The 14,281-nt window shown below is 52.8% G+C and carries 10 protein-coding genes; 2 read left to right on the forward strand and 8 right to left on the reverse strand.

Going from position 1 to position 14,281, the window contains the following annotated elements; translation table 11 throughout:
• From LKH74_RS05820 to LKH74_RS05855, 8 genes are all read right to left on the reverse strand, one after another.
• Positions 1 to 1,056, reverse strand: a complete 1,056-nt coding sequence (locus LKH74_RS05820) for a DUF916 and DUF3324 domain-containing protein (RefSeq protein ID WP_287788603.1) — start codon at positions 1,054 to 1,056, stop codon at positions 1 to 3.
• Positions 1,057 to 1,176: 120 nt separating this feature from the next.
• A complete protein-coding gene (locus LKH74_RS05825; RefSeq protein WP_287788604.1) occupies positions 1,177 to 1,962 on the reverse strand; it encodes a WxL domain-containing protein in 786 nt (261 codons plus the stop codon).
• Positions 1,963 to 2,779: 817 nt separating this feature from the next.
• The gene (locus LKH74_RS05830; protein ID WP_287788605.1) at positions 2,780 to 4,447 is read right to left on the reverse strand and encodes a hypothetical protein; all 1,668 of its coding nucleotides are present in this window, start codon (positions 4,445 to 4,447) and stop codon (positions 2,780 to 2,782) included.
• Positions 4,448 to 4,453: 6 nt separating this feature from the next.
• Positions 4,454 to 4,936: a hypothetical protein gene (locus tag LKH74_RS05835; RefSeq protein ID WP_287788606.1), complete on the reverse strand. Its 483-nt coding sequence runs from the start codon at positions 4,934 to 4,936 to the stop codon at positions 4,454 to 4,456.
• Between the two features lie 30 nt (positions 4,937 to 4,966).
• Positions 4,967 to 6,037, reverse strand: coding sequence for a DUF916 and DUF3324 domain-containing protein (locus LKH74_RS05840; protein ID WP_287788608.1), 1,071 nt, complete (start codon positions 6,035 to 6,037; stop codon positions 4,967 to 4,969).
• 117 nt (positions 6,038 to 6,154) lie between these two features.
• The gene (locus LKH74_RS05845; protein WP_287788610.1) at positions 6,155 to 6,931 is read right to left on the reverse strand and encodes a WxL domain-containing protein; all 777 of its coding nucleotides are present in this window, start codon (positions 6,929 to 6,931) and stop codon (positions 6,155 to 6,157) included.
• A 571-nt stretch (positions 6,932 to 7,502) separates the two neighbouring features.
• On the reverse strand, positions 7,503 to 9,032 hold the full coding sequence (locus LKH74_RS05850) for a hypothetical protein (RefSeq protein WP_287788611.1): 1,530 nt from the start codon (positions 9,030 to 9,032) through the stop codon (positions 7,503 to 7,505).
• Positions 9,033 to 9,260: 228 nt separating this feature from the next.
• A complete protein-coding gene (locus LKH74_RS05855; RefSeq protein WP_287788612.1) occupies positions 9,261 to 11,531 on the reverse strand; it encodes an excinuclease ABC subunit UvrA in 2,271 nt (756 codons plus the stop codon).
• A gap of 178 nt (positions 11,532 to 11,709) precedes the next feature.
• On the opposite strand from LKH74_RS05855, the gene LKH74_RS05860 reads away from it, so the two are divergent.
• Positions 11,710 to 12,231 (forward strand): DUF1440 domain-containing protein, encoded by a 522-nt coding sequence (locus tag LKH74_RS05860; protein WP_287788613.1) that lies wholly within the window; start codon positions 11,710 to 11,712, stop codon positions 12,229 to 12,231.
• 646 nt (positions 12,232 to 12,877) lie between these two features.
• Positions 12,878 to 14,197 carry an MFS transporter gene (locus tag LKH74_RS05865; protein WP_287788614.1) on the forward strand — a complete coding sequence of 440 codons (1,320 nt, stop codon included), beginning with the start codon at positions 12,878 to 12,880 and terminating at the stop codon, positions 14,195 to 14,197.
• Positions 14,198 to 14,281 lie beyond the last annotated feature (84 nt).

The raw sequence follows: 14,281 nt of genomic DNA on the forward strand, positions 1-14,281 counted from the left end.
TTAATCTTCCGCTTCCGCAGCATCCCGTCGACGCCGCCGAATCAAGTAAATAATCAACAAAATCAGTAACATCAAAATCAGCATACCCAGGGCCCCTAAGCCAATCAACAGCCAAATGCTGATGCCGGAATTATCGACGGAATCCGCATTGTATTTGTTGGCTTGTGCCTTGGTCACCGTGAAGTTTCGGTCAAAGACCCAGGTGCGATCCGTGTTTTTTACCACCATGTGTAAACGGTAATGACCGGCGACTAACTTGGTTTTGCCGTACAACAGTGGATAACTGAAAACGGTATTAGGCGCCATTTGGACGTTGTCTTTCTTCACGTGAAGCACCGTCTTACCGCCATCTCGGTTGGAAATAGTCGTGTTCATCTTCAGATTGGGCACGATGATAGCCGTGGGATTCCGCAGATTGGCGATGACGCCGTGATGGTAATTGCTCAGTCCAGCGGCAACCTTGCCTAATTTCAAATCAGGGTTGGGTAACTGACCCATCGTGTAGGACATCCCAACCACGTAGGCATATTTATTCGTAATATTACCGGCACCCTTCACATTGCCGGTGACCTTATGATCGACCCGTTCGAAATACCAACCACCTAAAATATTGCCGTTGAAATTCGTCTGCGGAATCTTGACCTTGACCGTTACTAATTTCGACCCCTTGGCTGGAACCGTTACGACTTGGGGGCCTTGAACCTGACTCAGCTCACTCATCTTGTAGCGCAATGACGGGTCATATTTTTTCGCCGCGTTGACGTAATTGATGGCCCCCGACGAACCCGTCCAGGCCGTATTGACCACCGACTTGACCCGAATGTCTTGTGCCGTGAGATTGTAGATTCGCGTCCGCAACGTTTCGGTCTGACCAGACTTCATTGCCAAGTCGAAAAACGTCTTGTTCTTATCGATTTGATTCTTGGGAATCTTGGGCGCCACGTTAAACCCAATATCATTGTTCACCGCCGCTTGTGACGCGACCGGCGCCAGTAACCCGATAATCCCCCCAACAATCATCAGTACTATAAGTTGAAGCTTCTTCAATCCAGACATGCTTACACATCCTACCCTAGTTAGAATTTTACTGAGATGCCCATTTCATGGCACCCGCTATGTAGGCGAAAAAGGTGTTCATTTTCAGCCTAATGGACACCTTCACTCGCAAATTGAAAATTAGTTATTAATTGCATCAGAACTTGCTGGCGTGTTGCTCAGCGTCCAGGTTAAACTCCCATTGTAAGTCCCCGCGGTCGCGTTAGCCTTAACGTTACTCAGGTGGATATTGTCCGTCCCTAATTGAAAGGCCGTCGCACCAGCACCGGCACCCTTAGCGGCACTGTAGATGGTTGCTGGATCATTCGCTGTCTGGTCCGTACCCAAGCTAACGCTGTTGGCACTGATTCCGTCTGCCGTCGCGGAATTGGTAATTTGGGTATTGCTCCCCGCACCGTCAAAGTCGACCGTGGCACCAGCCAAGACATCGCCAGCGTCTGTCTTCATTTGAGAGCTAGAAACGTTGACTGACCAGCCTTCGTTCGTCCCACGGGAATCACCGATTTCAGTAACGAAGTTCTCATTAGGGGTGCCGTTCTTCATGAAAGTACTCTTTTGAATTGAATCAACATCCATCGATTGCGTTCCACTGATAACTGATTGGGCGGACTCGAAGGTCATGTCCTTCGTGACGTACAAGAAAGTCAGTGGACCAGATACCGTTGCGCCGTTGTTGTCCTCATTGCCAGGATCCGTAGTCTGAGTCCCATCCGTATCAGTGGTCTGACTTGGATTGGTTGGATCAACTGGTTTTTCTTGGTTAGCCGGTGCCGTCATGGTAACGTGTGTGTCTGTTTTCCCGGTGGAAACCGGATCGGTTTCAGCCGCGTTAGCCGCAACGGGTGCAACAGTCCCCAACAATAATGCACTTGCTAATAAAATACTGCTTACTGTCTTCTTCATCATGATGTAACGCACTCCTTTGCTTGATAAGTCCCAACACTTAGTGACAAACAATACCCTGTAATCTAAACTACCTGGTTCCCAAGACCAAGCACCTCAATTATTTAGATTACCTCAAGAATTGCAACGTCCATTAATGGTTGTTACGCTTCTTTAAGTATGTAACAACGTTATTATAGGGCCGATGACTGGGGTTGTAAATATTATCATGGGACAAAACGTAAAATTGGCGTATTAATCATGAAAACGTTTGTAAGGCTATTGTATCAACCTATAGACGTATAGGTTGATGTTATTTACACCCGTATCTTTTTATATAACCCCCGTACTCATGCGATTTAAGCCGGATTTTCAAAATGCGATAGGCCCTCAATCGTCTATCCCCGTAGGCGTTAACCGGGTTCTGTTGGCAACCGTTTTCACAATGCTAATCTTGTAAAAGGTTGGATGGTACATTGCTTTATTAAACCGGTTTATGCGTCAAATCCGACTTTTGGTTCCCAGTCAACAAAAAGGCGTCCCCACACCACGATTACCCGTGAGTTAGTACGCCAACTTGCCAAAGCTATTTTATTGTTTAGGCGGCTGTGTCGTTGATGCCCGCACTGACTGAGCCAGGATGGTCACTAGTCGTTTAACAGTTGCTGTAACAAGTCACGGGTCGCCTCTCGCCGCTGCTCACGCTCATCTCACGTACTGCTGCAGGGCCGATAGCGTGGCCGCTTCTTACTGACTGGACAACCTCATCAAAAGTGACGGACCCACTCATCTTAAAGTGATGAGCGGATCCGCCATTTTTAGCATCATACGCCTAGGGCTTTTAATTGCTAATATCACTGCCCACAGAACCTGGGGCATTGGTTAACTGCCAGGAAACCGTTCCCTGGTATTGCATCGTATCGCCGCCCGCGTATACCGTTGGTAGTGCATCAATGTAGAGGCCCGTCGCGGGATCGGTGAGGCCTTGATTTTTCGTGGACCATTTGCTGGCCGTGTTTTGCGGGTAAGTCGTCTTCCGGTCTCGTACGCCGGTAGCAACTTGAACCGCATTGGCCATGGACTCCTTGTCCCCGTCGGCATCGACGTAGACCATGTGTCCTGCCAACTTCCGACCATCAGTTGAGGTCAAGTCAGTCGCCTGGGCCATCACGTACCACGGCGTCCCACTCGCTTGAGTATCGCTGATTGAGATATCCGGTTGAGTCGTCGGTGCAAATAGCATCTCCTGACTAGGCACCGCGACTGAGCCAAATTCAAGCGTTGGGCTGATAGACGTAAAACTCAGCGCTCCGTCAGTCCGCGTCAACGTGATATCCGCCGTATCAACGGTCGAGATATTCGCTGAATTCGTCGCCCCAATCTTAACGGTCAGACTGCTACCATTTGCCAGATCAGCAATCTGGGTCGCTAAATCAGTTTGATCAGATTTCAAGGTCACATCGCTCAAGTTATACTGGTCGCCCAAATACGACACCGTAATGCCTGCCTGTTGGGCAATCCATTTTAGAATGTCGCTGTCGCTCTTGCCGGCAATGTTGTCTTCTAAAGTATCTGGGTCGATGCTTAGTGCCTGTTTATTCGTGGTAATATCCAGAACCGGAATGACATCTGCAACGGCGCCAACAGCGTCCCCGGTATCATTATATTCCCGTACACCAACTGTCTTACTCGTCAATTTACCAACATAGTCGGGCAAGTCAAATTCAAATTTACCATCCGAACCAACTGTACTATTGAACACAACTTCTTTGCCGTTTGTATCAGTTATCGGCAGTTCAATATCTAACCCAGGATAGCCCACCCCTGTAATCTTTTTATCAGATCCTTTAATTTTCCGGACGTTCCCCGTAGTTGGATCGTCGGTTTTGATGGTAGAGTCAATATACATTTTGGGGTCAATCGTCTGAGAATCCCCACCCCACTCCTTTTCAAGTTCAGCATCCTCAAGGAGTTCAGCAAACTTTAGATAATCAGTCTTTGACGAATTTTGATAAGTCACAGCGAAGCCGATGTTTAACGGCATGAGGTCCTGAATCCGTGACAAATCAACATCAATCTCATAGTAGCTATCTAATGCTGTGCTGACCGTTGTGGGAAAAAGTACTGTGCTCGTTCCTAAACCAAGGACTTTCGTACCATTCCGAACGAACGGCTTGACACTCGTAATATTAGACCCACTTTGTGCCAAAAACCTACCTGATATTGAAATATAGATTTTAGTCGTCTTATTTGTGACCCGACCGTTTGGTGACAGATTATTGGCCGCAATTGGCGCTGCTAATTTTGGGTAGTCTGTAACAAGCGACCAGTCAATAGGATCCGAATCCCCTACAGGGGTCACATGCGGCTTATAGAACGCACTCTGCGTATTCACCGCACGAGCTCCCGCCGGCAATGTCGCCGCGCGTGCCGGTAGTACCAGGGTTCCCAGACCAAAAACGACAGCCAGGAACAAGCCAAGCTGAATTATCCATTTACCTAGCTTCATCTTGACTCACTCCCTCTCTCGTAATAGGCGGGCTTGCCAGTAAACGATTGCCGCCAGAATCACGACGAGCAACAACAAAATACCGACCATATCCGCCAGTAAGGACTGCACTTCGTTGGTTTGGGGTAGCCGCCCGGCAAGCATGTCCGCGGCAGCAGCCTCGGCCGCCCGCAAGCCGTGCTTTCGTGGTTGGGCTACTGAGGTGTTAGGCGCCGTTGCGGTCGCGCCCGCTCGGCCATTTTGGGTTCGCTGAGTTCCCCCACTACGCCCATGACGTTCGGCGGTATCCGCCGCGGATGGTATTTTCATCGGTGTCTTGCCGGTCGGAATCTCGTCATCAGCCGTCCCGGTCACGGAGCTACCAGTAAAGGTAATTCCCACTTGCGTTTCCCCGCGACTGACCACATTATCGGCGAGCGCTGAAGTTCCCAGGCTTAGCACGCAAGCCAGCGTGAGCACCAACATCAGTTTCATGATAAAATTTTTCATGACCAACGCTCCCCCTTTCAGGTAGATGGTCTAAGATTCAGCCTGCTCCTGCTCATCTTGTTTTTTCTTATTGCGCCGGATCAAGTAGATGATTAAGAGAATCAAGAGAATGAGCACTAACATCCCCAGCGCCCCTAGCGCCAGTACCAGCCACAGATTAATCCCAGAATTCTCGACCGAACCGCGGTTGAATTGCGCGGCCTGCTTAGCCGTAATCGTGAAGTTACGGTCAAATACCCAGGTCCGATCCGTGTTCTTCACTACCATGTGGAGGTGGTAGTTGCCGGCTTTTAATTCTTCTTTGCCAAAGTAAATGGGGTACCGGAACGTGGTGTTCGGGGCCATTTGGACATTGTCCTTCGTGGCTTGCTTGACCAGCTTATTGCCATTGCGATTCGTGATGGTCGTCTTCATTTTAAGGTCGGGAATGATGACCGCTTTAGGATTCCGCAAGTCAGCGAAGACTCCGCGGTGATAATCACCTAAGCCAGCGGCGACCTTGCCTAATTTCAAATCAGGAAACGGCGTCTGACTGCCCATGGTGTACTTCATTCCCACCACGTAAGAATAGCTATTCCGGAGGTTGCTAGCCCCCTTGACGTTCCCCGTGACCTGGTGATCGACTCGTTTAAAGTACCAGCCACCTAGAATGACCCCGTTAAACGCGGTCGTCGGCATCTTGACCTTAGCCGTCACCACGCGGGACTTGCCCGCTGGAATCGTCACTGTCGATTTTCCTTGAAGCTTACTGATGTCACTCATCTTGTACTTGAGCGACGAATCAAATGACTTGGCCGGCTTAACGTATTCGATCGCACCGGCACTACTGGTCCACGCCGTATGAATGGCCGTTTGGACCTTGATGCTTTGGTTGGTCACGTTGTAGATTCGGACCTGCAAATTCTCCGTCTGCCCCGACTTCATTTTCAAATCGAAGAAAGAGTTCTTCTTGTTGATCTGATTTTTGGGGATCGCGGCTTTCACGCTATACCCAACTTCGTTTTCCCCAGCGGCCTGTGCGACTGCGGTGAGTCCCCAGCCACCTAAAATCAAGCTAAAAACTGCTAAAACGATAAACTGAATCCGTTTAATACCTTGCATCCTTACACCCCTGACTACCCTAGTTAGTTTTAATTTGTCGTTCATGTTACCGACTTATGTAAGGTAAAAAGGTGCTCATCCTTCACCAAATGAACACCCATTTACCGCGTAATGCAATTATTCAGCTGGCGTATCACTCAACGTCCAGTTAATGTTCCCAGAATAAGTGACGCCACCTTTAACGTTGGCTGGAATCGAGCTTAATTGAATGTCGCCTGGATCCATTTGGAAAGTCGTGGTCAACATCCCACTGTTTTCCTTTGCCCCGTAAATGGGTTGTGTGGAAGTACCATCCGTCGTCATCCCGGAAACGGCACTTTGCGTGATGCCGCTTTCTGTATCAGAACTACTCTTGATTGTTGCGGCCTTCTTACTGTTGAGGTTCAACAGGGCACCCTTCAACGTGTTATCGCCATTTGAGGTACTGTCAGTCTTACCATCAACCGTCATCGGGTCAGCACTAAGGCTAATGGACCAGCCAGCGTTGGTACCCCGGGTATCGGTGACTTCAGTCAGTAAGTTCTTATTGTTTGCAATGGCTGTCCCAGTTCCAGTAGACCGCTTGTTGTCGATACTTTCGGCCGTTGCTTCAGTCGTTTGGGTCGAAACATCATGCGTCCCGAAGTTAATGCCATTAGAAACGTACAGCAAAGCCAAGTCCCCTGCTGGATTATCTGGATCAACATCGACCCCACCTTTGTCACCAGGATCCGTCGTACCAGGATTATCTGGATCGACTGGATCAGTCGTTGCGGCTGGCTTGTTAAAACTAATGGATCCGGTAGTCTTCCCAGTCATGCTCCCCGTGTTAGTTGCCGCATTGGCCGCCACTGGCGCGATGGAACCGAGTAACAACGCACTGGCTAACAAAATACTACTAATAGATTTCTTCATAAAGAATGCACCCCTCTGTATTGGTTATTCCAAAACTGACAAACCCTTAAGCACCATACGATAGTCGTTGTCACTCATCCAAATTCCAGCCGTTCCCAAGTAACGACTCCACATATAGGATCAGCGGCGGCAAACATGTAACGTTTGCTTAACTATGTAACACCAACATTATAAGTCCAAATTATGAACATGTAAACCTTTTTCTGGAAATAATCATTAACTTTTTTAAATAAAATTTAAAACCCCTTTAACGCCGGAATTCCGGCATTGATAGCGGTTTTAAATTAATGTGAATTAACTCTCAATCAAATAATTGGACAACATATTTTTTATTTTGTCTAACAAACGACAATATTCGTTATTATCACGATAATGCCTATCGTGGCAGTATCTTTCGTCCTAGCAAGTGGCGGGCAACCATTAACACTGTATATGGTAACTAAAAACAACCCCTAAACTATTAGGGACTGTTTTATTTAAAAAATAACGAATAAACTCGACCGTATGGTGCAAATTTTAGAACAATAAAAAAGCCAGTGACCCGGAATCCCTCGCCGTCACTGGCTTTTCACTAATCCTCTAACAATTTCTGAACCAACGCATGTGTCACATTTTGCCGCTCGGCCCGCTTATCCGCTAGCAATAAATAATACTGTTGCAGAGCCGACAGCGTGGCCGCTTCCGTCGCGGCAGGTAAGGCGTACAGCCGGTGATAGGCCGTGGCCACCGCCGGGAAGTCGGGGTGGCTGTGGGCCAACTGCCGCAGCTGAGCGGTGGTCACGTGATTCTTCTTGGCGGGCACCCACCCCGTTTGGGGCTGAACGGCCAGGCGTTGGGCGAAGGCCCGTCGCAAGGCTGCCGGCCAAGTCGCGGGTACCGGTTGCCCCGCAGACAAGCGCTCACGGATCGTCAGGCAATCCTTAAAGACTGCGGCGGGAACTTGGCGGCCCTCCCACGGCTGACGCAACTGGTCGAGACGCGCCTGACGCTGGTCGCGGGTCCAGTCAAACCCCACCGCGGCATTGAACAAGTCATCATCCCAATCGCGCTGGCGTTGATGTGCCAACTGCCGACTCAAGCGGTCGACATCGGCCACCAGGTACCGCGGTACGATTTGTAGGCGGGTGGCGGTAATCTGGTGTTGCCGGTCAAATTCCGTGGCCATCACACCCAGCTGATAGGAATTGACCAGCTTTTTAAGCTGTGGCGGCAGGGGGACCTGCGCCAACTGGACCTTGAACTCAGCTAAGGGCAGGTGTTGCACGATCAATTCAGCCACCCGCTGCAAAGTCGTTTGGTACGGTGCGGAGGTGCGTAAGGCCTGGACCGCCGCGCTTTCCTGGTGCTGGGCGTGGTCCCAGGCGGCCTGAGCCTCTTCTTCAGCCAGTTGACGTTCCCGGTCAGCGCGGCGCTGGGCAGCTTGTTTGGCCACAGCCGCGGCCTCGTGGTCCAGGGTGGTCAAGGTATCGTATTCACTGAGGTATGGCTGGAGTTGCGTTTCCGGCAAGGTCGTCCGGCGATGTTGCAAATACCCAGTCACTGTCTGGGCCGTTCCGTTGTGGACCCAACGCTGTCGCCGGTGATGCGTGGCTGGCAAATGGGGCAAGGCCGCCGGGTCCCACAAAATTTCGGGGACCTGCGGATAATGGGCGGTCAGGTCATCGTACTGAGCGACCGCATGGATATTGTCCTCGGTGGTGATGGTCATCAGGTATTGCATTTCGTCACTCATGAACTTCTTCACGCATTCCGAGCCCACGATAATCTTGTGGCCGTTGGCGCGCAACACCACGTGGTATTCGTAGCGCACCGGCTTGTGGCACAGGGCACAGTGACGCCAGTCCAGGCGCTGATTGCTGGGATTGATCACGTAGGGGGAATCCGCCAGCAATTTCCACGCCGTACTGCTCAGCTTCAACCAATCCACCCGCTGTTCCAGCAACGCCGCCCGGGCCGAACGGGGCAAGAAGTCACTGCTGTCCTTGATGGTCGGGTGTTCACGCAACAGCGGCATCAAGCGCGTCAACGCCGGTAGGTCCAGGGCCTGCTGACTCAATTGTAGGAACCGGTTCTCCGCCGGCGTTAAAATCGTGGTTGCCATGTTCTCCGTCCTCTCTGTAAAATTGCGTTCTTTTAGTTTAGCATATTTTAGGTGAGATGGGAACGTATGTTTTCAAATATCGTTGGTCCAGGCCCTTGCCGTTGCCCGACTCAGGCGCCTGGTTTCACCAACTTCAGATGTTAGAACACCGTCTTTGCGGCAATCAGCGCGGTCCCACCCAGACTTGGCGAGCTGGAGGCAGCCAGATTCAACAGACGCCGGCCGACGCTAGTTCTCCGCGATCCAAGCCCGCAACGCCACGCCGGTCCGGGACTGGTCCACCTTGACGGCTTCGCGGGGCGTGCCGCTGTACTGAATCTGGCCACCGTAGCGGCCGGCGTCGGGACCGACGTCGATCAGCCAGTCCGCCTGGCCGATGACAGCCAGGTTGTGTTCGATGATGATCAGGGAATTGCCGGCGGCCACCAAAGCGTTAAACAGCTTCAACAAGCGGTCCGTGTCCTGCAAATGCAGGCCGGCCGTGGGTTCGTCCAACAGGTAAACGGTCCCTTGTTTGCCCAGTTCCACGGCCAATTTCAACCGCTGGAGTTCGCCACCCGACAGTGTCGTCAGGGGTTGGGCCAGTGTCAAATAGCCCAGGCCAACGCGGTCCAAGTTGCCCAGTTGACTGGCTAATTTGGGCGTAGCGGCGAAGAAGTCCTTGGCCACCTTGACCGACAGTTGGAGCACCTCAGCGATATTTTTGCCCTGATACGTGTACTGCAGGGCCTCATCACTGTAGCGTTTACCGTGACACAGCTCGCAGGTCTGCACGACCGGGTCCATGAACGCCATGTTGGTGATGGTGACGCCCTTCCCCTTGCACCGCGGGCAGGCGCCCTTGCCGTTGTAGCTGAACAGGCTGGTGCCCACCCGATTGTTGGCGTTACTGAACAATTTGCGAATCTCGTCCAAGATGCCCAAATACGTGGCCGGCGTCGAGCGAATGTTGATGCCAACGGGCGCCTGGGCCAAATCGATGTAGTCGTCTTTGAGCTGACCCTTGAGCGCGGTGACCAGCGAGGACTTCCCGGAACCGGCGACCCCGGAGATGACCGTCATAACGCCCAGGGGCACGTCCACGTCGACGTCCTTCAAATTGTTTTGGGTAACGTGGCGCAGCGGCAAAGTCCCGGTCGGCTGCCGTTCAGCGCCCCAGTGGTGCGGTTGCCGCAACCATTTTCCCGTCAACGAATCCGACGCCAACAGCTCGGGATAGGTCCCAGTAAACGTCACAGTCCCGCCGCCTTGACCGGCCAGTGGACCCATTTCGACCACGTAATCGGCGAAATCGATCATCGCCGGATTGTGCTCGACCACCAAAATCGTGTTGCCCTTATCCTTCAACTGGGTCAACGCCTGCTTGACCAGCTGGATGTCGTGGGGATGTAGGCCAACGCTAGGTTCGTCTAAAATGTAGACCATGTCGACCAACGCGCTGGTCAGGTATTTGGCAATCTTGATGCGTTGGGCTTCCCCGCCGGACAGCGAACTGGTCCCGCGGTCGAGCGTCAAATACCCCAGGCCAATGTCGACCAGCGACTGGATCTTGGTGGTCAGTTCCCGCACGACGTCGGTGGCCAGCGGTTCAGTGATGCCGCGCAAAAACGCCAACACGTGGTTCAGGTCCATGGCCGTCACGTCGGCGATGTTCTTGCCGTTGATGTGGTTGGTTAAGACCGCCGCCCGCAACCGCGTGCCGTGACAGGTGGGACACGGCTTGCGGGTCACGATCTCCGCAATGGCCTCGCGGTGGTGTTCGGCTTCCTTCTTGCCAATCACCGACCGGCGAATCCGCGGCACGACGCCTTCATATAACGCCGTGCGTGGAAAGCCGTCGCCAGGATGGGCCAGCTTTTGTTGCGGCGCGTGCATCAACATTTCGTATTCTTCCGGCGTGTAGTCCTTGATGGGCTTGTTGTCGTCGAACAACCCGCTGGTCGCGTACCGCCGCCACCGCCACGTATCGGGGCCGAAGCTGACAAACGTGATGGCGCCTTGATTCAACGACTTTTCCGGGTCGATCAGCTTGGACTCGTCGATGTCGTCTACGTAGCCGAGGCCCTGACAGTCCGGGCACATTCCCTGTGGCAGGTTAAACGAAAACGTGTCGGAGTACCCGATAAACGGCTTACCGATCCGTGAAAATAACAGCCGCATCAACGAGTAGATCCCGGTGTACGTCGCCAACGTCGAGCGGGCATTCTTGCCCAAGCGTTGTTGTTCGATCACGATGGCGACCGGCAGATGCTCAATGTCGCCGACGTGCGGTTGCCCGTATTTAGGCAAGTACTGTTGCGTAAAGCTGGGGAACGTCTCGTTCAATTCCCGCCGCGACGCCGCCGCAATCGTGTCGAACACCAGCGACGATTTCCCCGACCCCGACAGGCCCACGAACACCGTGGTTTGGTATTTGGGCACGCGTAAATTAACGTGCTGCAGGTTATTTTGCGTGGCATCCTTGATGTCGATGAAGCCTTTTTCAAATGTTGGTTGCATCCCAGTACCCCTCTCGTTTTTTCGTTGCGAAACACTACCAATTCACCTTAACATATTCTAATTTTTTGTGGGCGACCGTGGCTCGGTTGTTCTAAAGGTCACAATCAAACCTCTCCAAAAAAGCCACCGAAAAGGCTATAATTTGACGTGTAGAACTATTTGAAGGAGGAAATCTTTTATGTCTTTATTTAAACGTCATCCCCTCAACTTACCGGCAGCCATTATCGCTGGCGGTGCGGCGGGTATCGTCTCTGGATTAGTCAAGCTCGGCTGGGAAAATGTCTTGCCACCCCGCACGGCGGCCCGCGACGCCACCAACCCACCGCAGACCCTGCTGGAACAATTCGGCATTCCCAAGCAAGTCACCCACGCCACTTATACTTATTCTGGCCACCAACTGCCTTGGGTCAGTTACGTCATTCATTTCGGCTTCTCGACTACCTTTGCCGTGCTTTACCAAATCATCGGTGAAAAGATTCCGGCCGTGAAAAAAGACGCCGGCACCTGGTTCGGCCTGGCCATCTGGGTCGCCTTTCACCTGGGCATCATGCCAGCCATGGGCACCGTGCCGTCCGCAGCCGACCAGCCTAAGGAAGAACACGTCTCCGAAGCCCTCGGCCACATCGTCTGGATGGTCACCAACGACCTGGTCGGCGCCGAAGTCTACCGGCGCCTGACCCAGGAAAGTCGCCGGCACTAGCGTTTGACGTTGTACAAACCCGCGCCTCCGGCTGTCAGGGATTCTGCCTGCTAACCATTGTGAAAACTGTCCGCCTACCGCGGCGCGCCAAATGCGTTGGAACGCTGTGGGCGGACGCACCGAGCCTGAAGTGCGGTCTCGGTACTCGCTTTGAGCCGAAGCCCGCGTCTCAAAGACGCCATTTCCCTAACCGACTTCGTCGCTAAGGGAAATCCTACGGCTGAACGCATTTGGCGCGCCACTCACGGCTACGGTTGAGCTCCTCAGCAACAGTCCTACGTCAATACTTTGGCCCAGTTGTCAACTTGCGATGGCCACTTTTCTGAGGGTGACCAGCAACTGGACCTTTTAGTTACGAACAATGGTTAGTCTCGCCGATAACGTTAGTCAGATGCGTTACGTTGCCTAGCCGGAGACTGGCAGGGGCGGAGCCGGCTGTGACGACGGTGTTAGCTGGCGTTTTGTGCCAGGTTACACCGTGGGACGACTTGAGAGACTGGTGATTTTTACCAGGCTTTCAAGCGAGGCGGAAGACCGCACTTTGGCTGGAGCCGGTCCCCATAGCAGGCGGAACCCCTGCCAGGCGCAGGCGACCCGCACTTATTTTACCAACCCATCAGAATGAGAACTTAAGGGGGAATACCCATTGAACAAACCTTGGCAAACCAAGTGGCCCGAGCGGATTAGCTACGGCCTCAGTGATGCCGCCGATAACTTGGTCTTTCAAATGATGACCACCTACCTGCTCTTCTTTTACACCGACGTCTACGGCTTGTCCGCCAGTGCCGCCGCGATTTTATTTATCGTGGCGCGCCTCGCCGATGTGGTGGAAAGCCTGATTATCGGCTTGATGATTGACCGGACCCATTCCAAATGGGGCAAGAGCCGGCCATTCTTTCTGTGGTACGCGCTGCCGTACGTGATTTTTGCCATTTTAACCTTTGTCACCCCGCCGTTTGGCGACACCGGCAAGCTCATCTGGGCCTACGTCACCTACCTGGGGCTGGGCTTCTTCTACACGGCCGTCAACCTGCCCATCACGTCGATTCTGCCGACCATGACGCAAAACGAATCGGAAATGACCCTGCTGGGCGTGATTCGCCAATTTGGTGGCAGTTCCGTGCAAATCATTGTGGCGGTCTTCACGTTACCGCTGGTCGCCTTCTTCGGTCACGGCAACCAGCAACAGGGCTTTCTGCTCACCATCGCTCTCTTCGGCCTGATTTCACTGGTCCTGATCCTCAACACCTTCATTCACGTGCGCGAGCGGTTCACCAACCCGGAGAAATCTCACCAATCCTGGTCCGCCGTCAGCAAGATGTTGCGGCAAAATAAGCCGTGGCTGGTGATTTCCACGGTCATCCTGTTGTACTGGTTGACCACGGCCATCAAGAACCAGACCACAATCTACTATTTCAAATACATCCAACACAGTGAAAAATTGGTGCCACTGGCCAATGGCTTTACCTTCGCGGCGCTGATTGGCGTCGTCTTAATCATCAAGGGCGCCGACATCTGGGGCAAAAAGGCCACCATGCAACGCGGTATCTTAACAGCCGGGAGCGGTCAACTCGTTTTGACGCTGGGGGTCATGACCAACCAGCTGGGCATCATCTTTGCCGGCATCCTGCTCAATGCCGTGGGCGGTGGCCTGATCATTGGTCTGGTCTCCATCATGATTGCCGACACGATTCGCTACGGCATGGCGCTGGGCATCCAAGCGGAGGGCATCTTGGCCTCCACGGATGACTTCGGCGTCAACGTCGGCTTGGGGCTGGGCGGCCTGGTCACCGCTGGGTTGTTCCACCTGTCCGGCTACGTGGCCAACCACCAGCAAAACGTCGCCACTCAACACACCATCATCCTCAACTACGCCTGGATTCCCCTGGCCCTATACGTCGTGATGTTCGTGGTCCTGTGGTTCTACAACGAAAAGGAACTGCAGGCCACCATCAAGGGCGCTTAACGGCGGCCCTACTGGTACTAACGAAATTCAGGTGAGATTGCTCACCCCTTTGGGTGCTTCTTTAAAAAAACTTAAATAGCCCGC

This window comes from Levilactobacillus sp. (genome assembly GCF_022646225.1).
GTDB lineage: Bacteria > Bacillota > Bacilli > Lactobacillales > Lactobacillaceae > Levilactobacillus > Levilactobacillus suantsaiihabitans.